Genomic DNA, 23281 nt, shown 5'->3' on the forward strand with positions numbered 1-23281 from the left:
AGAATGGCTAAGGTATTCGCGATTGCGAACCAAAAAGGTGGTGTGGGTAAAACCACCACCTGCATCAACCTCGCAGCTTCCCTGGTCGCTACCAAGCGTCGGGTTTTGCTGATCGATCTCGATCCACAGGGCAACGCCACCATGGGTAGCGGTGTGGATAAACACGGCCTGGAGAACTCGGTCTACGACCTGTTGATCGGCGAGTGTGACCTGGCTCAGGCCATGCATTTCTCCGAGCACGGTGGTTACCAGTTGTTGCCGGCCAACCGCGACCTGACAGCGGCTGAAGTGGTTCTGCTGGAAATGCAGATGAAGGAGAGCCGCCTGCGCAGCGCGTTGGCGCCAATCCGTGAAAACTACGATTACATTTTGATCGACTGCCCGCCGTCGCTTTCGATGCTGACGCTGAACGCATTGGTCGCCGCCGATGGGGTCATTATCCCCATGCAGTGCGAGTACTTCGCGCTTGAAGGCTTGAGCGACCTTGTGGATAACATCAAGCGCATCGCTGAGTTGCTGAACCCGAACCTGAAAGTCGAAGGTTTGCTGCGGACCATGTACGACCCGCGTCTGAGCCTGATGAACGACGTTTCGGCGCAGCTCAAGGAACACTTCGGCGAGCAGCTCTACGATACGGTGATTCCACGCAACATCCGCCTGGCCGAAGCGCCAAGCTATGGCATGCCGGCGCTGGCCTACGACAAAACATCGCGGGGCGCGATTGCCTATCTGGCATTGGCGGGCGAGATGGTTCGCCGTCAACGCAAAAACTCACGCATCGCCGCTGCTCAGGCAACTTAAGGAATCCCCATGGCCGTCAAGAAACGAGGTCTCGGACGTGGACTGGATGCACTGCTGAGCGGTCCGACTGTCAGCTCGCTCGAAGAGCAAGCCGTACAGGCGGATCTACGCGAACTGCAGCACCTGCCCCTGGACCTGATCCAGCGCGGCAAGTACCAGCCACGCCGGGACATGGATCCTCAGGCGCTGGAAGAGTTGGCGCAGTCGATCAAGGCCCAGGGCGTTATGCAGCCGATCGTGGTGCGTCCGATCGGTAGCGGTCGCTTCGAAATCATCGCGGGTGAACGTCGCTGGCGCGCCAGCCAGCAGGCCGGCCAGGAAACCATCCCGGCCATGGTTCGCGATGTACCGGATGAAACCGCTATCGCCATGGCGCTGATCGAGAACATCCAGCGCGAAGACCTGAATCCCATCGAGGAAGCGGTTGCACTGCAGCGTTTGCAGCAGGAATTCCAGCTGACTCAGCAACAAGTCGCGGAAGCAGTGGGCAAGTCCCGCGTGACCGTCGCCAACCTGCTACGCTTGATCGCGTTGCCGGAAGTTATCAAAACCATGCTGTCCCACGGTGACCTGGAAATGGGTCATGCGCGTGCTTTGCTTGGTTTGCCGGAAAATCAACAGGTTGAAGGGGCGCGACATGTTGTCGCACGCGGGCTGACCGTGCGCCAAACTGAAGCACTGGTTCGCCAGTGGTTGAGTGGTAAACCGGCACCTGCTGAACCGGTAAAGCCGGACCCGGATATCGCCCGGCTCGAGCAACGTTTGGCTGAGCGTCTAGGCTCTGCGGTGCAGATCCGCCACGGTAAGAAGGGGAAAGGGCAGTTGGTAATCGGTTACAACTCCCTCGATGAGCTTCAGGGTGTGCTTGCACATATTCGCTGAAACATTTCCTCATGTAGCGCGCAGTCGGAAATCACTACCTGACAGTTGAATAGGGGCAGATCCGCCCCTATACTCTGCGCGCATTTTGTCGGCACAAATTATGCCAAGTTATTGAATTCTGGCAGCCGACCATTGGAGAGCAATAGTGATGGATAGCCGCACGCCAAACCGCTTGCCGTTCCATCGCCTGGCAGTTTTTCCGGTGTTAATGGCTCAGTTTGTCGTTTTGCTGATCGCCGCTTTGGCGCTTTGGCAATGGCGCGGAGTCGTTGCCGGGTACTCAGGACTTTGCGGAGGCCTGATAGCCTTGCTGCCCAATGTTTATTTCGCTCACAGGGCATTTCGGTTTTCCGGCGCCCGAGCAGCTCAAGCCATCGTCCGGTCTTTTTATGCCGGCGAGGCGGGCAAACTGATTTTGACCGCAGTGCTCTTTGCATTGACGTTCGCAGGTGTGAAGCCATTGGCGCCGCTAGCTGTATTCGGCGTCTTCGTGTTGACCCAACTGGTCAGCTGGTTCGCGCCCCTGCTGATGAGAACAAGACTTTCGAGACCTTAGGGCGTTTGAGGCAACCATGGCAGAAACAACCGCTTCGGGCTATATCCAGCACCACTTGCAGAACCTGACTTTCGGTCAGCACCCTACCGGCGGCTGGGGCTTTGCCCACACCGCAGCAGAAGCCAAGGAAATGGGCTTCTGGGCTTTCCACGTCGATACCCTCGGCTGGTCGGTCGCATTGGGTCTGATCTTCGTTCTTCTTTTCCGCATGGCGGCAAAGAAAGCGACTTCCGGTCAGCCTGGTGCTTTGCAGAACTTCGTTGAAGTATTGGTCGAATTCGTCGATGGCAGCGTGAAAGACAGCTTCCATGGCCGTAGCCCGGTGATTGCACCGCTGGCACTGACCATCTTCGTCTGGGTGTTCATGATGAACGCCGTCGACCTGATTCCGGTCGACTGGATTCCTCACCTGGCCATCCTGATCACTGGCGATTCGCACATTCCGTTCCGTGCGGTATCGACCACTGACCCGAACGCCACCCTGGGCATGGCCCTGTCGGTGTTCGCGTTGATCATTTTCTACAGCATCAAGGTCAAGGGCATCGGCGGCTTCATCGGCGAACTGACCCTGCACCCGTTCGGCAGCAAGAACATCTTCGTTCAGGCTCTGCTGATTCCGGTGAACTTCCTGCTGGAGTTCGTGACGCTGGTCGCCAAGCCTATCTCCCTGGCACTGCGTCTGTTCGGCAACATGTATGCCGGCGAGCTGGTCTTCATTCTGATCGCTGTGATGTTCGGCAGTGGTCTGCTCTGGCTTAGCGGCCTGGGCGTAGTTCTGCAGTGGGCGTGGGCTGTGTTCCACATCCTGATCATCACCCTGCAGGCGTTTATCTTCATGATGCTGACCATCGTTTACCTGTCGATGGCGCACGAAGAGAACCATTAAGGCCAGTCTCGACTAGTCTGATGTCCCACTCGGTCAAACGAGTGGGTGCCCGAACAGGGCTATGAAACGATTTGTTTTACCGCTTTAAAATCTAAAAAACCTAAACCATACGACGTAAAAGTCGGGAGGAAAGATGGAAACTGTAGTTGGTCTAACCGCTATCGCTGTTGCACTGTTGATCGGCCTGGGCGCACTGGGTACCGCAATTGGTTTCGGCCTGTTGGGCGGCAAGTTCCTGGAAGGCGCAGCGCGTCAACCAGAAATGGTTCCAATGCTGCAAGTTAAAATGTTCATCGTTGCCGGTCTGCTCGACGCCGTAACCATGATCGGTGTTGGTATCGCTCTGTTCTTCACTTTCGCGAACCCATTCGTTGGTCAACTCGCTGGCTAATTACTCGAATCGTCGAGTAATTGGTGTGATGTGTAACGAACGAGCGAGGTGTTGGCGTGAACATTAATGCAACCCTGATTGGCCAGTCCGTTGCGTTCTTCATTTTTGTACTGTTTTGCATGAAGTTCGTGTGGCCTCCGGTCATCGCGGCTTTGCACGAACGTCAGAAGAAGATCGCGGATGGACTGGACGCTGCCGCCCGAGCAGCTCGCGACCTGGAATTGGCCCAAGATAAAGCGGGTCAACAACTGCGCGAAGCAAAAGCTCAGGCAGCTGAAATCATTGAGCAAGCCAAGAAACGCGGTAACCAGATCGTTGAAGAGGCTGTTGAAAAAGCCCGTATCGACGCTGACCGTGTGAAGGTTCAGGCTCAGGCCGAGATCGAGCAGGAACTGAACAGTGTCAAAGACGCGCTGCGTGCCCAATTGGGTGCTCTGGCCGTTGGCGGCGCCGAGAAGATCCTGGGTGCCACAATCGATCAAAACGCGCACGCGGAGCTGGTAAACAAACTGGCTGCTGAAATTTAAGCGAGGGCGATCATGGCAGAATTGACCACGTTGGCCCGACCTTACGCTAAGGCAGCCTTCGAGCACGCCCAGGCCCACCAGCAACTGGCCTCTTGGTCAGCCATGCTCGGCCTGGCTGCAGCAGTGTCGCAAGACGACACCATGCAGCGCGTGCTCAAGGCCCCGCGACTGACGAGCGCAGACAAGGCCGCCACGTTTATTGACGTGTGCGGCGACAAGTTTGATGCCAAGGCACAGAACTTCATTAACGTCGTTGCCGAAAACGACCGTCTCCCGCTTTTGCCGGAGATTTCCGCTCTGTTCGACCTGTACAAGGCCGAACAAGAGAAGTCGGTAGACGTTGAAGTGACCAGTGCTTTTGCATTGAACCAAGAACAGCAAGACAAACTCGCCAAGGTTCTCAGTGCACGACTCAACCGGGAAGTGCGCCTGCAAGTCGAGGAAGACAAATCCCTTATTGGGGGCATTGTCATCCGCGCCGGCGACCTGGTTATCGATGGCTCGGTTCGCGGCAAACTCGCGAGCCTTGCCGAAGCATTGAAATCTTGAGTTTGAAGGGGCAGCAGAGCAATGCAGCAACTCAATCCTTCCGAAATAAGTGAAATTATCAAGGGCCGCATCGACAAGCTCGATGTGACCTCCCAAGCCCGTAACGAAGGCACTGTCGTCAGCGTGTCTGACGGTATCGTGCGGATTCACGGTCTGGCCGACGTAATGTACGGCGAGATGATCGAGTTTCCGGGCGGCGTCTTCGGTATGGCTCTCAACCTGGAGCAAGACTCCGTAGGTGCCGTTGTATTGGGCGTCTACCAGTCTCTGGCTGAAGGCATGAGCGCCAAGTGCACCGGCCGCATCCTCGAAGTTCCGGTTGGTAAGGAACTGCTGGGTCGCGTAGTCGACGCACTGGGTAACCCAGTTGACGGCAAAGGTCCGCTGAACAACACCGAGACCGATGCGGTCGAGAAAGTTGCTCCAGGCGTGATCTGGCGTAAGTCGGTAGACCAGCCTGTACAGACTGGCTACAAGGCTGTCGATGCCATGATTCCTGTCGGCCGTGGCCAGCGTGAGCTGATCATCGGTGACCGTCAGATCGGTAAAACCGCTCTGGCGATCGACGCGATCATTAACCAGAAAGACAGCGGCATTTTCTGCGTCTACGTAGCGATCGGTCAGAAGCAATCGACCATCGCCAACGTGGTTCGCAAGCTGGAAGAAAACGGCGCACTGGCTAACACCATCGTCGTGGCTGCGAGCGCTTCGGAATCTGCAGCACTGCAATTCCTGGCACCGTACTCCGGTTGCACCATGGGTGAATACTTCCGCGACCGCGGTGAAGACGCGCTGATCGTTTATGACGATCTGTCGAAGCAAGCAGTGGCTTACCGCCAGATTTCCCTGCTGCTGCGCCGTCCACCAGGCCGTGAAGCTTACCCAGGCGACGTGTTCTATCTCCACTCCCGTCTGCTGGAGCGCGCATCCCGCGTTTCGGAAGAATACGTAGAGAAGTTCACCAACGGCGCAGTGACCGGCAAAACCGGTTCCCTGACCGCACTGCCGATCATCGAAACCCAGGCTGGCGACGTTTCCGCGTTCGTTCCGACCAACGTGATTTCCATCACCGACGGTCAGATCTTCCTGGAATCGGCCATGTTCAACTCCGGGATCCGTCCTGCAGTGAACGCCGGTGTTTCGGTATCCCGTGTGGGTGGTGCCGCTCAGACCAAGATCATCAAGAAGCTTTCCGGTGGTATCCGTACCGCCCTGGCTCAGTACCGTGAACTGGCAGCATTCGCCCAGTTCGCTTCTGACCTGGACGAAGCGACCCGTAAGCAACTTGAGCATGGTCAGCGCGTTACCGAGCTGATGAAGCAGAAGCAATACGCACCAATGTCGATCGCTGACATGGCGCTGTCGCTGTATGCCGCTGAGCGTGGGTTCCTGACTGACGTTGAAATCGCCAAGATCGGTAGCTTCGAACAAGCGCTGATTGCTTTCTTCAACCGCGATCACGCCGATTTGATGGCGAAGATCAACGTGAAGGGTGACTTCAATGACGAAATCGACGCTGGCATGAAAGCCGGTATCGAGAAGTTCAAGGCCACCCAAACCTGGTAAGCCGCAGCGGGAGCCGCAAGGCTCCCGCTTGCTAACCTGATAGGTGTTACATGGCAGGCGCAAAAGAGATTCGCAGTAAGATTGCGAGCATCAAAAGCACGCAAAAGATTACCAGCGCCATGGAAAAAGTGGCGGTCAGTAAAATGCGCAAGGCACAAATGCGCATGGCTGCTAGCCGTCCTTATGCGGAGCGCATCCGCCAGGTTATTGGCCATCTGGCCAACGCTAACCCGGAATATCGCCACCCATTCATGATCGACCGTGAAGTAAAGCGTGTTGGTTATGTCGTGGTGAGCAGTGACCGTGGTCTGTGTGGTGGCTTGAACACCAACCTGTTCAAGGCCCTGGTCAAGGACATGGCGAAAAACCGTGAAAACGGCGTCGAGATCGATCTGTGTGTAGTGGGTAGCAAGGGTGCGGCTTTCTTCCGCAACTTCGGCGGCAACGTCGTAGCAGCTATCAGCCACCTGGGTGAAGAGCCATCGATCAATGATCTGATTGGCAGCGTCAAGGTGATGCTGGATGCCTACCTGGATGGCCGTATCGACCGTCTGAGCGTTGTGTCCAACAAGTTCATCAACACCATGACGCAACAGCCTACCGTGGAGCAGTTGATTCCATTGGTGGCAACCCCGGATCAAGAACTCAAGCACCACTGGGATTATCTGTACGAACCGGACGCCAAAGAGCTGCTTGACGGCTTGATGGTCCGTTACGTGGAGTCGCAGGTCTACCAGGCGGTGGTCGAGAACAACGCGGCTGAACAAGCTGCGCGGATGATCGCGATGAAGAACGCTACCGACAACGCCGGTGATTTGATCAGCGATTTGCAGCTGATCTACAACAAGGCGCGTCAGGCTGCGATCACCCAAGAGATCTCGGAAATCGTCGGCGGCGCTGCCGCGGTTTAACGGTTCAAATATTCAGAGGATCCAGCTATGAGTAGCGGACGTATCGTTCAAATCATCGGCGCCGTTATCGACGTGGAATTTCCACGCGACAGCGTACCGAGCATCTACAACGCGCTGAAAGTAGTGAGCGCGGCCGAAACCACCCTGGAAGTTCAGCAACAGCTGGGCGACGGCGTGGTTCGTACCATTGCGATGGGTTCCACCGAGGGCTTGAAGCGCGGTCTGGAAGTCACCGATTCTGGCGCAGCCATCTCCGTACCGGTCGGTAAAGCGACTCTGGGCCGGATCATGGACGTACTGGGCAACCCGATCGACGAAGCTGGCCCGATCGACACCGAAGAGCGCTGGGGCATTCACCGTCCTGCGCCAACCTTCGCTGAACAAGCGGGCGGCAACGACCTGCTGGAAACCGGCATCAAGGTTATCGACCTGGTTTGCCCGTTCGCCAAGGGTGGTAAAGTTGGTCTGTTCGGTGGTGCCGGTGTAGGCAAAACCGTAAACATGATGGAACTGATCCGTAACATCGCCATCGAGCACAGCGGTTATTCCGTGTTCGCCGGTGTGGGTGAGCGTACTCGTGAGGGTAACGACTTCTACCACGAGATGAAGGATTCCAACGTTCTGGACAAAGTGGCACTGGTTTACGGTCAGATGAACGAGCCGCCGGGTAACCGTCTGCGCGTAGCACTGACCGGCCTGACCATGGCCGAGAAGTTCCGTGACGAAGGTAACGACGTTCTGCTGTTCGTCGACAATATCTATCGTTACACCCTGGCCGGTACTGAAGTATCCGCACTGCTGGGCCGTATGCCTTCCGCAGTAGGTTACCAGCCGACCCTGGCCGAAGAGATGGGTACTCTGCAAGAGCGTATCACTTCGACCAAAAACGGTTCGATCACCTCGATCCAAGCGGTATACGTACCTGCGGATGACTTGACTGACCCGTCGCCAGCGACCACCTTCGCCCACTTGGACGCCACCGTCGTTCTGTCCCGTGACATCGCTTCCCTGGGTATCTACCCAGCGGTCGATCCACTCGACTCGACTTCGCGCCAGCTGGACCCGAACGTAATCGGCCAGGACCACTACGACACTGCTCGCGGTGTACAGTATGTTCTGCAGCGTTACAAAGAACTGAAGGACATCATTGCGATCCTGGGTATGGACGAGCTGTCGGAAGCCGACAAGCAGTTGGTAAACCGTGCTCGTAAGATCCAGCGCTTCTTGTCGCAACCGTTCTTCGTGGCTGAAGTCTTCACCGGTGCATCGGGTAAATACGTTTCCCTGAAAGACACCATTGCTGGCTTCAAAGGCATCCTCAACGGTGACTACGACCACCTGCCAGAACAAGCGTTCTACATGGTCGGCGGCATCGAAGAAGCGATCGAGAAAGCCAAGAAACTGTAATCCCGGCGCCCGGCAACGGGCGCTAATTTAGGTTGAGGCAATCAGATGGCTATGACAGTCCATTGCGATATCGTCAGTGCGGAAGGGGAGATCTTTTCCGGCCTGGTCGAGATGGTGATTGCGCACGGTGCACTGGGTGATCTTGGTATCGCCCTGGGTCACGCGCCGCTGATCACTAATCTCAAGCCAGGTCCGATCCGCCTGATCAAGCAGGGCGGGGAAGCCGAGGTGTTTTACATCTCCGGTGGTTTCCTCGAGGTTCAGCCGAACATGGTCAAGGTGCTTGCCGATACCGTGCAACGTGCCGCCGACCTGGATGAAGCCTCCGCTCAGGAAGCCGTTAAGGCTGCCGAGAAGGCCTTGCATGAACGTGGTGCAGAATTCGATTACGGTTCTGCTGCCGCACGTCTGGCCGAAGCTGCAGCTCAGCTGCGCACCGTCCAGCAGATCCGCAAGAAGTTTGGCGGTTAATTCGCCATCGACTTGTTGTGCGATTGATTAAAAAGGGTAGCCTCGGCTACCCTTTTTTCTTTTCCGACTTTCATCACCTGGTCGCTGTTTCTGACCAGTCAGGATTGGTAGCCAGTCATGTCTCTTGAAATCGTTATTCTCGCCGCTGGCCAAGGCACACGCATGCGTTCGGCCTTGCCGAAAGTGCTGCATCCGATTGCCGGCAATTCGATGCTCGGCCATGTTATCCACAGCGCCCGGCAACTCCATCCACAGCGCATTCATGTCGTGATCGGCCACGGTGCCGACGTCGTACGTGAGCGCCTGGCGGCGGATGATCTGAATTTCGTCCTGCAGGACAAACAACTGGGTACCGGTCATGCGGTCGCCCAGGCTGTGCCGTTCATCAAGTCCGATACCGTGCTGATTCTCTACGGTGATGTGCCGTTGATTGAAGTCGAAACATTGCAGCGTCTGCTGAAGAAAGTAGCGCCGCAACAACTGGGACTTCTCACCGTCGAACTGGACGACCCGACCGGTTACGGCCGCATCGTTCGTAATGCCGCGGGTAACGTGACCGCTATCGTTGAACAGAAAGACGCCAACGAAACCGAGCGTGCCATCACGGAAGGCAATACCGGTATTCTGGCGATGCCGGTCGAAGGGTTGAGCGGCTGGATGAGTCGACTCTCCAACAACAATGCCCAAGGCGAGTATTACCTCACCGACGTGATTGCCATGGCGGTCAGCGATGGCCTGGTGGTGGCGACCGAGCAACCTCACGACGCCATGGAAGTGCAGGGCGCCAACGATCGTAAGCAGCTTTCCGACCTTGAGCGTCACTACCAGCTTCGCGCCGGCCGTCGTTTGATGGCACAGGGCGTCACCCTGCGTGACCCGGCCCGTTTCGATGTTCGCGGTGAAATCACTGTGGGTCGTGACGTGCTGATCGATATCAACGTGATCCTCGAAGGCAAGGTCGTTATCGAAGACGACGTGGTGATCGGTCCGAATTGCGTGATCAAGGACAGCACCCTGCGCAAAGGCGTGGTGATCAAGGCCAACAGCCACATCGACGGCGCGATTCTCGGTGAAGGCAGCGATGCCGGTCCGTTCGCACGTTTGCGTCCAGGGACTGTTCTTGAGGCTCGGGCCCATGTGGGTAACTTCGTCGAGCTGAAAAATGCTCATTTGGGCGAAGGTGCCAAGGCCGGCCATTTAACCTACCTGGGGGATGCTGAGGTTGGGGCTCGGACCAACATTGGTGCCGGTACCATCACTTGCAACTATGACGGCGCCAATAAGTGGAAAACCGTATTGGGTGAGGATGTGTTTATCGGTTCCAACAACTCGTTGGTAGCTCCTGTGGATATCTCCAATGGTGCAACGACCGCCGCCGGATCGACGATTACCCAGAATGTGGATAACTCACAATTAGCGGTGGGCCGTGCGCGGCAGAAGAACATCGACGGCTGGAAGCGGCCGGAGAAGATAAAGAAAGCTTGAGTTATCCACATTTCCTGTAGGAGCGAGCTTGCTCGCGATGGCGTTAACGATAACGCGTGCGCATTGGAAGAACGTCGCGCTCGGAATCATCGCCAGCAAGCTCGCTCCTTTAGGTTATCCACAGATCTTTTTATCGCTTCGCGCTTGACGGAGTTTCGACAATAGGTTTTGATTGCTTACGTTATCTTTCGAAACGAAACTTAATCATGTCGAAGCGCAACACGCCTCAACGCCGTCACAACATCCTCGCCTTGCTCAATGAGCAGGGCGAAGTCAGCGTGGATGAGTTGGCCAAGCGCTTCGAGACGTCGGAAGTCACTATCCGCAAGGATCTGGCGGCACTTGAAAGCAACGGTCTGTTGTTACGCCGCTATGGCGGTGCTATCACCATGCCGCAAGAACTTGTGGCCGATATCAGCCAGCCGGTCTCCAAGTACAAACAGGCCATCGCTCGCGCCGCCGTCACTCGGATTCGCGAACATGCACGGATCATCATCGACAGCGGCAGCACCACCGCGTCGATGATTCCGGAACTTGGCCAACAGCCGGGCCTGGTTGTAATGACCAACTCCCTGCATGTCGCCAACGCCTTGAGCGAACTCGAACACGAGCCCGTCCTGTTGATGACCGGTGGTACCTGGGATCCTCACTCCGAGTCCTTTCAGGGGCAGGTGGCCGAGCAAGTACTACGCTCCTACGACTTTGATCAGTTGTTCATCGGCGCCGATGGTATCGACCTGGTGCGCGGCACAACCACCTTCAACGAACTGCTGGGATTGAGCCGGGTCATGGCTGAAGTCGCTCGTGAAGTCGTCGTGATGGTGGAGGCTGACAAGATCGGCCGCAAGATTCCTAACCTGGAGCTGCCGTGGAGCAGCGTCCATACCCTAATTACCGATGATCGCCTGCCGCTTGAGGCACGTGATCAGATTCAGGCCCGCGGCATCACATTGATTTGCGCGGCTGTCAGTCAGGAGAAATAGCATGTGTGGAATTGTTGGCGCGGTCGCAGAACGTAACATCACCGCCATCCTGCTCGAGGGCCTGAAGCGCCTGGAATACCGTGGTTATGACAGCGCCGGCGTGGCGGTCTTCACCAATGACGAAAAGCTGGAACGCGTTCGACGTCCTGGGAAAGTCAGTGAGCTGGAACTGGCACTCGCCGCCGAGCCACTGATCGGTCGACTCGGTATCGCCCATACCCGCTGGGCCACTCACGGCGCTCCGTGTGAACGCAACGCCCACCCGATTTTCTCGGGCGGTCTGGCGGTGGTGCATAACGGCATCATCGAGAACCACGAAGCCCTGCGCGAACAACTGAAAGCCCTGGGTTACGTGTTCACGTCAGACACCGACACGGAAGTCATCGCCCACCTGTTGAACCACAAACTCAAGGATCTTGGCGATCTGACCGTAGCCCTCAAAGCCACCGTGAAAGAACTGCACGGTGCTTACGGCCTGGCCGTGATCAGCGCGGATCAACCAGATCGCCTGGTCGCCGCCCGCAGTGGCAGCCCGCTGGTGATCGGCCTGGGTCTGGGGGAAAACTTCCTGGCCTCCGACCAGTTGGCGCTGCGTCAGGTCACTGACCGCTTCATGTATCTTGAAGAAGGCGATATCGCCGAAATTCGCCGCGACAGCGTGCAGATCTGGGACGTCAACGGCAAGGCGGTCGAGCGCGAAGCCGTGCAGTACCGCGACGGTGCCGAAGCCGCCGACAAAGGCGAGTTCCGCCACTTCATGCTCAAGGAAATCCACGAGCAACCGGCGGTTGTGCAACGCACTCTCGAAGGTCGTCTGAGCGCCAATGGCGTGCTGGTTCAGGCGTTCGGTCCGCAGGCCGCCGAGCTGTTTGCCAAGGTGCGCAACGTCCAGATCGTCGCCTGTGGTACCAGTTACCATGCCGGGATGGTCGCTCGCTATTGGCTCGAAGAACTGGCCGGCATCCCGTGCCAGGTCGAAGTCGCCAGCGAATTCCGCTACCGCAAGGTGGTGGTCCAGCCCGACACGCTGTTCGTGACCATTTCCCAGTCCGGCGAAACCGCCGACACCCTGGCCGCGCTACGTAACGCCAAGGAACTGGGCTTCCTTGCCAGCCTGGCCATCTGCAACGTCGGCATCAGCTCGCTGGTGCGTGAGTCCGATCTGACCCTGCTGACTCAGGCCGGTCGTGAAATCGGTGTGGCCTCGACCAAAGCCTTTACCACTCAGCTGGTTGGTTTGCTGTTGCTGACGCTGTCCCTGGGCCAGGTTCGCGGTTCGTTGGCCAAAGGCGTCGAAGCCACCCTGGTCGAAGAATTGCGTCGCCTGCCAACTCGTCTGGGTGAAGCCTTGGCAATGGACAGCACTGTCGAAAAAATCGCTGAGCTGTTCGCCGAGAAAAACCACACGCTGTTCCTTGGTCGGGGAGCGCAGTTCCCGGTGGCCATGGAAGGCGCGCTCAAGCTCAAGGAAATTTCCTATATCCACGCCGAGGCCTATCCGGCCGGCGAGCTGAAGCACGGCCCATTGGCACTTGTGGATAACGATATGCCGGTGGTTACCGTGGCGCCAAACAACGAACTGCTGGAGAAGTTGAAGTCCAACCTCCAGGAAGTCCGGGCTCGTGGCGGTCAGTTGGTGGTCTTCGCAGACGAACAAGCCGGCATGACCAACGGGGAAGGGACGCATGTGGTGAACATGCCGCACATCCACGACATCCTGTCGCCCATCCTTTACACCATCCCGCTGCAGCTGCTCTCGTACTACGTCGCTGTACTGAAGGGCACCGACGTCGATCAGCCGCGTAACCTGGCGAAGTCGGTGACGGTGGAATAAGTTATCCACAGGTGATCGAAACATAAAGAATCGCAGCCAATGGTTGCGATTTTTTTTTCTGATTGAGGGTGTGCCCATGGACCGTTTCCAGGAAATGCAGGTGTTCGCTGTCGTCGCCCAAGAGCAGGGCTTTTCGGCGGCGGCGCGGCGTTTGGGCATGTCGGCGGCGAGTGTCACGCGGGCGGTGGCGGCGCTGGAGAAGCGCATTGGCACGCTGTTGCTGACGCGCACCACGCGCAGTGTGCATTTGAGCGAGGCGGGTCAGCGGTATCTTGAAGACTGTCGGCGGATTCTCTCTGAGGTGCAGGAAGCGGAGGATTCGGCCGCAGGCAGCCACGCTCATCCTCGTGGGCAACTGACGATTACCGCGCCAGTATTGTTTGGGGAGTTGTTCGTCACCCCGTTGATGGTCGGCTATCTGAGTCAATTTCCTGAGGTCTGCATCAACGGATTGCTGGTCGATCGAGTGGTCAGCATGGTCGAGGAGGGCATTGATGTCGCAGTGCGCATCGGTGAACTGCCCGATAGCAATCAACATGCGATTCATGTCGGTGAAGTGCGACGAGTTGTGTGTGGTTCGCCGAGGCTGTTGGCGACACATGGGCGGCCCCGTCATCCACAGGATCTGGCGCAAGCCCCCGTTATTGCAACGTCTGCCATTGGCCAGCAGCGCACCTGGCCATTTCTAGACGCGGGAGAGCCGGTCAACGTTCGACCGGAGCCGCGACTCGTGGTAACGGCGAATCAGGCGGCCATCACTGCCGCGAGCCTGGACCTGGGATTCACCCGGGTCCTGTCTTATCAGGTGGCGAGTAAAGTCGCTGCAGGTGAGTTGGAAATCATCCTCGCCGACTTCGAACTGCCGCCTCTTCCCATACACGTGGTGTATCAAGGCGGGCGCCAGGCCCCGGCGCGGGTTCGCAGTTTTGTAGATTTTGCGGTGAATGCGCTGCGTCAGCACCCAGATTTGTAGCACTGATGGTTTATTGCACCAGCTGAAATAATCGATTGCGTTTGCTGGTTATTCTGTTGTTTTGAGGATGGGTAGATGATGGCTTCCATCGGCGCTGACACCTGAGCAGCGCCACCCTTCAGCGGAGTCGACCATGCAAGCGATCAAACTCTACAACTTCCCACGTTCCGGCCATGCTCACCGTGTGGAGCTGATGCTGTCCCTGATGCAGCTGCCCACGGAGCTGATTTTTGTCGACCTGGCCAAGGGGGCGCACAAACAGCCGGAGTTTCTCGCGGTTAACCCGTTCGGGCAGGTTCCGGCCATCGATGATCAAGGCGTGGTGCTGGCCGACTCGAACGCGATTCTGGTGTACCTGGCGCAAAAATACGGTAACGGTCGCTGGCTGCCAGCCGATCCGCTCGGCGCGGCCAAGGTACAGCGTTGGTTGTCGGTGGCGGCCGGACCGATTGCCTTTGGTCCCGGCCGAGCCAGGCTGATCACGGTGTTTGGCGCGGCGTATAACGCTGAAGAGGTGATCGCTTTCTCGCACGTCTGGCTCAAATTGATTGATCATGAACTGGCGGGTTCGGCTTTTCTGGTTGGTAGCGAGCCGACCATTGCCGACGTCGCGGCCTACAGTTACATCGCCCATGCACCGGAAGGCAATGTGTCGCTTGAGGACTACGCCAACATTCGGGCATGGCTGGCGCGCATCGAAGCCTTGCCGGGGTTCGTCGGCATGCCGCGCACGGTGGCCGGCCTGCAAAAAACTGCCTGACGCTGACGGCCCGACATTGTCGGGCCCCTCACACTGCGCGAATTTCGCGGGGGGAGAAGCCGTAATGGAACGTTCACCTTGGCACGCGGGCGAAAAACAGTTGCAGGAGCACGTCGGCGTTGCCGAGCGAATGGAGACGTTGGGGCGCAGAGTGGTTCGCACCGAGATGCCGGACCAGCATCGTAAATTCTATGAGCAACTGCCGTTCATGCTGTACGGCGCGGTGGACGTCAACGGTAATCCTTGGGCGAGCATCCTTGAAGGGCCTCCGGGTTTCGCTCACTCACCCGTGCCCGGGGCGCTGCAATTCAATAGCTTGCCGGGGGCGGATGATCCGGCACAGTTGAACGATGGCGCAGCCATCGGCCTGCTGGGAATCGAATTGCACACGCGGCGTCGCAACCGCCTCAATGGTCGTGTGGGCGCAGTGACGAGCAAGGGCTTTGAAGTCACGGTCGAACAGTCCTATGGCAATTGCCCGCAATACATTCAATTGCGCCAGTTTCGCTCCGTACCGCTGGCCGACTCTGCGACCCGCATCGCACAGCATCTCAACACACTGGATGAAGCGGCCCAGGCGATGATCGCCGGAGCCGACACCTTTTTTGTCGCCAGTTATGTGGATGTCGATGGCCAACGTTCGGTAGACGTTTCACACCGTGGTGGCCAGGCCGGTTTCGTACAGGTAGAAGGCAATCGCCTGACTATCCCGGACTTCGCCGGCAACCTGTTCTTCAATACCCTGGGCAATCTGCTGATCAATCCCCGGGCGGGTTTGCTGTTTATCGATTTCAACTCGGGCGACCTGCTGCACCTCAGCGGTCGCACGGAAATTATTCTTGAAGGCCCACAGGTCGAAGCCTTTCAAGGCGCCGAGCGTCTGTGGACGTTCCACGTGGAACACGTGGTACGTCGACCCGCAGCATTAGCCCTGCGCTGGCGCTTCGACGGTGTTTCGCCCACCAGTTTGCTGACCGGCACCTGGGGGCAGGCCAATGCCCGGCTGCAAGCCCAGGCGTTGGGTGATCGTTGGCGGCCGCTGCGGGTAACGCGGATCGAAGCGGAGAGCCACAGCATTCTCTCGATTTATCTTGAGCCGGCCGATGGCGCCGGGTTGCCCGTGTTTCAGGCCGGTCAACATTTGCCGTTGCGGTTCAACATTGGCGGTGACGTGCATATCCGCACTTACAGCCTGTCGAGTGCGCCGTCGGATGATTTTTTCCGTATCAGTGTGAAGCGTGAAGGGTTGGTGTCTTCGCACCTGCATGACCAGCTTCGTGTCGGAGATCTGCTGGAGGCCCGTGCACCGCAGGGTCACTTCACCGTGGCGCCCCATGAACGTCGTCCGCTGGTGTTGTTGGCGGCGGGCGTAGGCATCACGCCTTTGCTCTCGATGGCGCGGGAGGTGGTGTACCAGGGCCTACGGACCCGGTCCATTCGGCCTACATGGTTTTTCCAGAGTTCGCGCACGCTGGCCGATCAACCTTTTCGTGCCGAATTGGATCGCCTGATCGAGGACGCCGGTGGCTCCGTGAGAGTCCTGCGTCTACTCAGTCAGCCGGAACCCGGCGTGCTGGAGGGCGAAGATTTCGACCTGACCGGGCGTATCGACACTGAATTGCTCAAGTCCATGCTTGAGGTTGAGGACTACGATCAGCTGGATTTTGTCCTCTGTGGCCCGGGAGGTTTTACCCAAGGGCTGTACGACAGTCTGCGGGAACTGGACATCCGTGACTCACAGATTCATGCCGAAACATTTGGCCCCTCGACGTTGCGCCGCCAGCCAGATCCGGATGCAGTGGTCATTGAGCAACCCCCAGCCGCCACCACGTCAGTGCCGGTGGTGTTCGAGCGTTCTGCCAAGGAAGCCCGCTGGCAACCCGATGGCGGCAGTTTGCTGGAGTTGGCGGAAAGCCGAGGCTTGCGTCCGGAGTTCAGTTGCCGGGGTGGTTCCTGCGGAACCTGCAAGACGCGTCTGATCAGCGGCCAGGTGAATTATCCGCAGCCTCCAGCGGAAATGCCGGACGACGGACATGTGCTGATTTGTTGTGCGATTCCGGCACAGGGCTCGCAGCCTTTGGTGCTGGACCTGTAGCAGCTGCCGAGCCTGCGTTCGGCTGCGAAGCAGTCGTAGAATGGTACGCCGCGGTGTTTCAGATAAACCGTGTACCCAGAATTACGACTGCTGCGCAGCCGAACGCAGCCTCGCAGGCTCGGCAGCTGCTACAAGGGATTTGATTCTATTCAAGGAGCTTTATGGTTTTTCTCGCTCGCCTAGCTGTCTTGTTGGCAGCGCTGGTGCTGCTCACCGGTTGCGAACGACACGACGGGCCAGCGCTCGATCAGCAACTCTACGTCTGGCAGCGGCAATGGACACCCGCCCACGAAGCCGCGCTCAAGGACAGTCGCGCGGATTTTTCGACCGTGCGGGTCCTGGCCTTGCAGGCGTTCCCGCAGGCTGGGTGGAGTCCGGCGCGAATCGACCCGGCGCTGCTCAAACAGGATGGTCGGCCGCTGATTGCGGTCATTCGCCTTGATGGCCAGCTCAAGTCGCTGAATCAGGGCGATGTCATCGCACGGATTCAACAACTGCTCAGCGACTGGCAAGGATTGGGGCTGCAGCTCGCCGGCGTGGAAATCGACCACGATGCGGGTAACGCTCGCCTACCGGCCTACCGCGAATTTCTTACACACCTGCGGGTTGTTCTGCCGGCATCAATGCCGCTGAGTATCACCGCGTTGCCGGCCTGGCTCGACAGCCCAGAGTTGCCATCGTTGTTATCCACAGTCGACAGCAGCGTGCTGCAGGTGCACGCCGTCAACGATCCGCGTCGCGGTTTGTTTGACCCGGATCAGGCCAGAAGATGGGCCAGCGCCTGGAGCCGCATCACTTCAAAACCTTTTTACCTGGCGCTGCCGGCGTATGGCGTGGCGCTGTTGCCGCGGGTCAGCGGCGTGCCAGAAGTGGAAAGCGAAGTGCCCGTCGAACACGTCGGTGAGCGTAGGGAGTTGCTGGCCGACCCACACCAACTGAGTAAATTGGCCAGCGCGTTACGCAACGATCCACCACCTCATCTGGCCGGCCTGATCTGGTTTCGGCTGCCGCTGCCCAATGATCGACGAGCCTGGAGCCTCACGACTCTGCGTGCGGTCGCAAGGGGCGATGCGCTCGACAGTCACCTGAACGTGCAGCTCTCGTCGAATGAAGGCCTGTTTGATATCAGCGTCAGCAACCGGGGCAATCTCGACACAGCTTGGCCCGAGCGGCTGACCCTCGCGGTACGGGATTGTGATGGCGCCGATGCACTGGCCGGTTATGCATTGCAACAGAGCCCCGATCTGCTTACCTTCACCCGCCTGCGCGACGGTCGACTGCCGGCCGGCGGACAACGCGCCATCGGTTGGGCGCGCTGTGCACATATTGATCAAGGAGGTTCGAATGTTCATCCGTAACTGGCCCCGCCATTTGCTTTGCCTGAGCCTCGGCTTGCCGATGGGTTCGGCGTTGGCCTGCGGGCCGGATTTCCCCATGCGTCTGCTCGACAATCGGGGACAGTCGCTGGAGGAGCTGCCGGAAGGGAACTTCAACTTCGAGGTCAATCGTCTCGGGCATGCCATCGTTGGTTTGAAAACCATCACCCAGACTGCTGCTTACGCGGAGGCCGCCGATTATGCTGAACAGCGGAGCAACGCCGAGCAGGTTGGTTTGACGGCCGAGCAGCAAGCGCTCGTAAAACAGCTTCGTGAGCTGACTGATCCTCATCAGGTTGAAGAACAGGGCGCGACGTTACCCGATGAACTCAGGTTCTACCTGGCGGGCGCGGCGGCGTTCAATACCGGTGATCATGCGCTGTCGGCCGAATATTTCCACGCAGTGTTGGCGCTGCCGGCCGGGGAACGACTGTTGCGCAGCACGTGGGCCGCTTACTCATTGGGGCGAGCGCTGTTTGCCATGAGTGCCGAAGCGGATGCTGGCGCCGACCTGTTCAGTCAGGCTCGTCAGGCCTTTGAGCAGACCCGTCAGCTGAGCATTGATGGCTTCAGTGACCCCATGGAACTGGGGGTTGCCAGCCTTGGCGAAGAAGCGCGCGTGGCGCGTACGGCCGGTGATTGGGACAGCGCCATCGAACTCTATGCCACGCAAAACCTGCAGGGTTCGGCGGTGGGCTACACCTCGCTGAAGCTGTTGATGAACGATCTGGCTGCAATGCCAGAGGAGCAATTAGCCGGGTTGCTCAAGGGCAAACCCGTTCAGCAATTGGTCACGGCTTCGCTGATCAGTCGACTCGGCTGGTCATTCGGTGATCAACCGCCGAATGAACAGAAACTGATCAAACTGCTGCAAAACAGCACCCGTGGCAGCCTCGATAATGCTGATCGACTGGCGGCGGTGAGTTATCAACAGGGCGATTACGCCAGCGCCAACGCCTTCCTTGAACACGCGGGCGAGGGTGGTCTGGCGTGGTGGTTGCGGGCAAAACTGGCGCTGCGCGACGGCGATAAAGGCGCTGCCGCCGCCGCGTATGCCAAGGCTGCGCAAGCCTTCCCGCAGAATGAATCATGGGGGGAGCGGCGCACGCCAGCCTGGGATTTTGAAACACTCCAGCCCAAGTGCCGGGTCGAGGGCGAAAGCGCGATCCTGGCGTTGCAACGCGGAGACTATCTGCAAGCGTTCGATCAGTTGTATCGCAGCAACGGCATTTACTGGTTCGACGCCGCAACAGTCGCCGAGCGGGTGCTGACCGTCGATGAACTCAAACATTACGTCGACACTCAAGTGCCGGCGCCGCCACCGCAGACCCAACAGGATCGCGATAACTACGTGCCGTTGCCGGTGGCGGCGAAATTGCGTGACCTGCTCGGGCGGCGTTTGCTGCGTGAAGAGCGCTACGACGAAGCGCCGGGGTATTTCGACAATACGACGCTGCAACACCAGGCCCGGTGGTATGGGGAATTGCGCCGTGACGCCGAATCGAAATGGTGGCCGAGCAAGCGCGCATTCGCGTACTACAACGCGGCGACCCTGGCCCGCTTCAACGGAATGGAGTTGTTGGGTTACGAAATGTCCCCGGATTACGCGACCTTCGGTGGCAATTACAGTCTTGAAAGCAGCGAGCTCAAGGTCGGTCCCCTGGTGGCTGAAGAGGAAGTCAAACGCCAGCAGGCCAGCGCCGCCCAACCCGATCTGCGTTACCACTACCGTTATGCCGCGAATGCATTGGCCAGTCGTGCTGCCGATTACTTGCCTCATACCAGCCAGGCCTTTGCAGCCGTGCTTTGCGCCGCGACGGGGTGGAATAGCGGGCAGGAAGAAAAGAGCGCGTTCTATCAGCGCTATGTCAAAGAAGGCCCCTACGTGGATTGGGCGATGTTCTTTGGTGAGCATTGCCCTTATCCGGATTTCCAGAATGCCGACAAGCGTTACGTGACCCAGGCGTTGAGCCCGATTCGCGCATTGTTGCGGCCCTACAAAAAGTGGCTGGAAATAGGCGGTGCTGTGCTGCTCGCCGCTTTCGCACTGGTGCTGATCAATCGTCACAAGCGCAAAACGCGGACTTGATCACGCCTGTTGAACGAAGGTCAGGCGCACTGCGAAGCCAATCAACAGGCTGCCGAACAACCATTGCTGCAGGCGTTGAGCCGATGGACTGCGTTGCAGCCAGCGGCCGAGTGCGGCGCCGGTCAAGGCATACGCGCTGTCGAACAGCAAACCGACACCGACCAGCACCACGCCAAGGGTCGCGAATTGCGCAAGCACTGGCCCGGCATGAGGGTCGATGAACTGTGGCAACAGCACCGAACAAAACAACAGCGCTTTTGGATTGAGCAGGTTGGTCAGCAAACCGCGCTGGATTGCTTCGCGCCAGTGAGTGTCTGCGGGTTTTACTTCTGCATTGTTCAGCGCCGGCAGCATCGTGGTTCGCAGGCATTGAATGCCGATCCACAACAGGTACGCGGCACCGGCCAGCCGAACAACCTCGAAGGTCCAGGGCGCCGCTTTGAACAACGCCGCGAGCCCTAGCGCCGCGAGTGCCACATGGCAGCCACGCGCAATGCCCAAACCCACCGCCGTCGCCAACGCCGCGCGTTTGCCGTGACGGGCACCTGTCTGCAACAGCAGGATCATGTCCGGGCCCGGCAACAGGTAAACCACCGCCAATGCCATGAAAAACAGCCAGAGACCTGCCATGTTGCACCCCGTTCGTTGTCGATGTGGTAGAGGCAGTCTAGGGCGGAAGGGCAAGGCAGGTGGTTGCGTAGTTTGCTTCTAAAGCTTCTGTGATTGGCATAACCTGCTACGTTATTACAGCTAAACCATCAGGATCTGCCAAGTCATGAAACTGGACGCCTACGACCGAAAAATTCTCGCCGCCTTGCAACGGGACGGTCGCCTGAGCAATGTGCAATTGGCTGAGGAAATCGGCTTGTCGCCGTCGCCGTGTTTGCGCCGGGTGCGGATGCTTGAAGAGGCCGGGGTGATTCGGGGCTACCAGGCGAATCTCGATCGCGATGAAGTGGGGCTCGGGCTGACCGTGTTCGTGGGGGTCAAGGTTGAACGCCACAACGATGAACAGGCCGAAGCCTTTCGGTTGGCGGTGACGGCGTTGCCGGAGGTGATTTCGGCGTTCCTGGTATCAGGGGAATCGGATTTTCTGTTGCAAGTGGTGGTGCCGGATCTGCGCGCCTATGACCGCTTCCTGACGGGACGTTTGTTGAAACTGCCAGGGGTGAGTGACATCCGCAGCAACTTTGCGATTCACACGGTGAAGACGCCGGGGGCATTACCGCTTGAGCATTTGCCGCTCTAGGCCGTGTGCCCCCTTCGTCGGATTACATCTGCGTCGCCATCCCCTCCACATTCATCGCCGCCTGGCGCAACGCCTCGGAGCGGGTTGGGTGTGGATGACAGGTCAGCGCGATGTCCTCGGCGGAAGCGCTGAACTCCATGGCCACGCAATATTCGCCAATCATTTCACTGACGCTCGGGCCGACCAGGTGTACGCCGAGCACTTCGTCGGTGCGTTCATCGGCCAATACTTTGGCGAAGCCTTCGGTTTCGTGGTTGATCTTCGCCCGGCTGTTGGCGGTAAAGGGGAACTTCCCGACCTTGTAGGCACGGCCTTCTGCCTTGAGCTGCTCCTCGGTCTTGCCGACGCTGGCCAGTTCCGGTTTGGTGTAGATCACATTAGGGATCAAGTCGTAATTGACCTCGCCGGCCTTGCCAACGATTTGTTCCACGCAGGCCATCGCCTCGTCTTCGGCCTTGTGCGCGAGCATCGGCCCTGAAGTCACGTCGCCGATCACCCAGACGCCGGCCGCTTCGGTGCGATGGCCCTTGTTGGCGAGCATGCCGCGCTTGTCGGTCGAGAGGCCGACGTTTTCCAGGCCCAAGCCTTGGGTGTAAGGCCGACGCCCGATGGACACCAACACATAATCGGCTTCAAGCACCTCGGCGGCGCCTCCGGCAGCGGGTTCGACGCTGAGCTGCACCCCTGCATCGGACGCGACGGCGCGGGTGACTTTGGAACTCAACTTGAAGTTGATGCCCTGTTTGCTCAAGGAGCGCTGCAGGGTTTTGCCCGCCTCGGCATCCACTCCCGGGCAGATCCGGTCGAGAAACTCTACGACCGTGACCTGCGCACCCAGGCGCCGCCATACCGAACCCAGTTCCAGGCCGATCACGCCGGCGCCAATCACCACCAGGTGTTTGGGCACTTCAGCCAGCGACAGGGCGCCCGTGGAATCGAGGATGCGTTTATTATCGATCTCCACGCCGGGCAGGGGAGTGGGCTCCGAACCGGTGGCGATGATGATGTCCTTGGCGATCAGTTCGGTCTTGCCGCCCTGGCTGTCGGTCACGGTGACTTTGCCCGGGCCGTCGATGTGCCCCCAGCCCTTGATCCAGTCGACCTTGTTTTTGCGAAACAGAAACTCGATGCCCTTGGTCAGCCCGGTAACGCTTTCATCCTTCTGTTTCATCATCTGCGCGAGATTGAGCGTAGGTTTGACTTCAATCCCCAGGTTGGCGAATTCAGCACCCATGGCTGCGTCGTAGAGCTCCGAGGCATGCAGCAATGCTTTGGACGGCATGCAACCCACGTTCAGGCAGGTGCCGCCGAGGGTGGAGCGTCCTTCTACGCAGGCCGCTTTCAACCCCAGTTGGCCAGCACGGATGGCTGCGTTGTAGCCGCCGGGGCCACCGCCCAGAATCACGACGTCATAGGTGCTCATGGATGTACTCCTGGATGGGAAAAGACTGGATGGGTAAAAGTAGTTCCTGAAGAAAATTACGAACGTA

General features: G+C 58.5%; 22 protein-coding genes. 20 read left to right on the forward strand and 2 right to left on the reverse strand.

Features of this window, described 5'->3' with window-relative positions:
* Positions 1-3: 3 nt before the first annotated feature.
* From EJA72_RS24150 to EJA72_RS24240, 19 genes are all read left to right on the forward strand, one after another.
* Positions 4-801: a ParA family protein gene (locus tag EJA72_RS24150; protein WP_157714410.1), complete on the forward strand. Its 798-nt coding sequence runs from the start codon at positions 4-6 to the stop codon at positions 799-801.
* A gap of 9 nt (positions 802-810) precedes the next feature.
* Positions 811-1683, forward strand: coding sequence for a ParB/RepB/Spo0J family partition protein (locus EJA72_RS24155; protein ID WP_157714411.1), 873 nt, complete (start codon positions 811-813; stop codon positions 1681-1683).
* 148 nt (positions 1684-1831) lie between these two features.
* Positions 1832-2239: a F0F1 ATP synthase subunit I gene (locus EJA72_RS24160; protein ID WP_157714412.1), complete on the forward strand. Its 408-nt coding sequence runs from the start codon at positions 1832-1834 to the stop codon at positions 2237-2239.
* 16 nt (positions 2240-2255) lie between these two features.
* Positions 2256-3125 (forward strand): F0F1 ATP synthase subunit A, encoded by an 870-nt coding sequence (atpB, locus tag EJA72_RS24165; protein WP_157714413.1) that lies wholly within the window; start codon positions 2256-2258, stop codon positions 3123-3125.
* A gap of 133 nt (positions 3126-3258) precedes the next feature.
* A complete protein-coding gene (gene atpE / locus EJA72_RS24170; protein WP_002555987.1) occupies positions 3259-3516 on the forward strand; it encodes a F0F1 ATP synthase subunit C in 258 nt (85 codons plus the stop codon).
* 56 nt (positions 3517-3572) lie between these two features.
* Positions 3573-4043: a F0F1 ATP synthase subunit B gene (locus tag EJA72_RS24175; protein WP_008027535.1), complete on the forward strand. Its 471-nt coding sequence runs from the start codon at positions 3573-3575 to the stop codon at positions 4041-4043.
* Between the two features lie 12 nt (positions 4044-4055).
* Positions 4056-4592: a F0F1 ATP synthase subunit delta gene (locus tag EJA72_RS24180; RefSeq protein ID WP_008027533.1), complete on the forward strand. Its 537-nt coding sequence runs from the start codon at positions 4056-4058 to the stop codon at positions 4590-4592.
* 21 nt (positions 4593-4613) lie between these two features.
* Positions 4614-6158 (forward strand): F0F1 ATP synthase subunit alpha, encoded by a 1545-nt coding sequence (gene atpA, locus EJA72_RS24185; RefSeq protein ID WP_157714414.1) that lies wholly within the window; start codon positions 4614-4616, stop codon positions 6156-6158.
* Positions 6159-6208: 50 nt separating this feature from the next.
* Positions 6209-7069 (forward strand): F0F1 ATP synthase subunit gamma, encoded by an 861-nt coding sequence (gene atpG, locus EJA72_RS24190; protein WP_157714415.1) that lies wholly within the window; start codon positions 6209-6211, stop codon positions 7067-7069.
* A 27-nt stretch (positions 7070-7096) separates the two neighbouring features.
* Positions 7097-8476, forward strand: coding sequence for a F0F1 ATP synthase subunit beta (gene atpD / locus EJA72_RS24195; protein WP_008155715.1), 1380 nt, complete (start codon positions 7097-7099; stop codon positions 8474-8476).
* A gap of 45 nt (positions 8477-8521) precedes the next feature.
* Positions 8522-8947 carry a F0F1 ATP synthase subunit epsilon gene (locus tag EJA72_RS24200; protein ID WP_157714416.1) on the forward strand — a complete coding sequence of 142 codons (426 nt, stop codon included), beginning with the start codon at positions 8522-8524 and terminating at the stop codon, positions 8945-8947.
* A gap of 117 nt (positions 8948-9064) precedes the next feature.
* Positions 9065-10432 (forward strand): bifunctional UDP-N-acetylglucosamine diphosphorylase/glucosamine-1-phosphate N-acetyltransferase GlmU, encoded by a 1368-nt coding sequence (gene glmU, locus EJA72_RS24205; RefSeq protein ID WP_157714417.1) that lies wholly within the window; start codon positions 9065-9067, stop codon positions 10430-10432.
* Between the two features lie 203 nt (positions 10433-10635).
* Positions 10636-11415, forward strand: coding sequence for a DeoR family transcriptional regulator (locus tag EJA72_RS24210; protein WP_178129559.1), 780 nt, complete (start codon positions 10636-10638; stop codon positions 11413-11415).
* A 1-nt stretch (position 11416) separates the two neighbouring features.
* On the forward strand, positions 11417-13249 hold the full coding sequence (gene glmS / locus EJA72_RS24215) for a glutamine--fructose-6-phosphate transaminase (isomerizing) (RefSeq protein ID WP_157714419.1): 1833 nt from the start codon (positions 11417-11419) through the stop codon (positions 13247-13249).
* A 76-nt stretch (positions 13250-13325) separates the two neighbouring features.
* A complete protein-coding gene (locus EJA72_RS24220) occupies positions 13326-14222 on the forward strand; it encodes a LysR family transcriptional regulator (RefSeq protein WP_157714420.1) in 897 nt (298 codons plus the stop codon).
* A gap of 133 nt (positions 14223-14355) precedes the next feature.
* A complete protein-coding gene (locus EJA72_RS24225; RefSeq protein ID WP_157714421.1) occupies positions 14356-14982 on the forward strand; it encodes a glutathione S-transferase family protein in 627 nt (208 codons plus the stop codon).
* A 64-nt stretch (positions 14983-15046) separates the two neighbouring features.
* Entirely contained in the window at positions 15047-17077 is a 2031-nt protein-coding gene (locus EJA72_RS24230; protein WP_157714422.1) for a pyridoxamine 5'-phosphate oxidase family protein, read from the forward strand.
* Between the two features lie 161 nt (positions 17078-17238).
* The gene (locus EJA72_RS24235; RefSeq protein ID WP_157714423.1) at positions 17239-18435 is read left to right on the forward strand and encodes a DUF3142 domain-containing protein; all 1197 of its coding nucleotides are present in this window, start codon (positions 17239-17241) and stop codon (positions 18433-18435) included.
* Positions 18422-20542 (forward strand): hypothetical protein, encoded by a 2121-nt coding sequence (locus EJA72_RS24240; RefSeq protein ID WP_157714424.1) that lies wholly within the window; start codon positions 18422-18424, stop codon positions 20540-20542. The genes EJA72_RS24235 and EJA72_RS24240 overlap by 14 nt, the downstream gene beginning before the upstream one ends.
* On the opposite strand, the gene EJA72_RS24245 is transcribed toward EJA72_RS24240, so the two are convergent.
* Entirely contained in the window at positions 20543-21172 is a 630-nt protein-coding gene (locus EJA72_RS24245) for a LysE family translocator (RefSeq protein ID WP_157714425.1), read from the reverse strand.
* A gap of 145 nt (positions 21173-21317) precedes the next feature.
* Between EJA72_RS24245 and EJA72_RS24250 the strand changes: the two genes are divergently transcribed.
* Positions 21318-21791 carry an Lrp/AsnC family transcriptional regulator gene (locus tag EJA72_RS24250; protein ID WP_157714426.1) on the forward strand — a complete coding sequence of 158 codons (474 nt, stop codon included), beginning with the start codon at positions 21318-21320 and terminating at the stop codon, positions 21789-21791.
* Positions 21792-21813: 22 nt separating this feature from the next.
* Here EJA72_RS24250 and lpdA read toward each other — a convergent pair whose 3' ends face one another.
* Complete coding sequence (lpdA, locus tag EJA72_RS24255) at positions 21814-23214, reverse strand: dihydrolipoyl dehydrogenase (RefSeq protein ID WP_157714427.1); 1401 nt, start codon at positions 23212-23214, stop codon at positions 21814-21816.
* Between the last annotated feature and the right edge of the window lie 67 nt (positions 23215-23281).

Source organism: Pseudomonas sp. PB120 (assembly GCF_009761815.1).
Lineage (GTDB): Bacteria > Pseudomonadota > Gammaproteobacteria > Pseudomonadales > Pseudomonadaceae > Aquipseudomonas.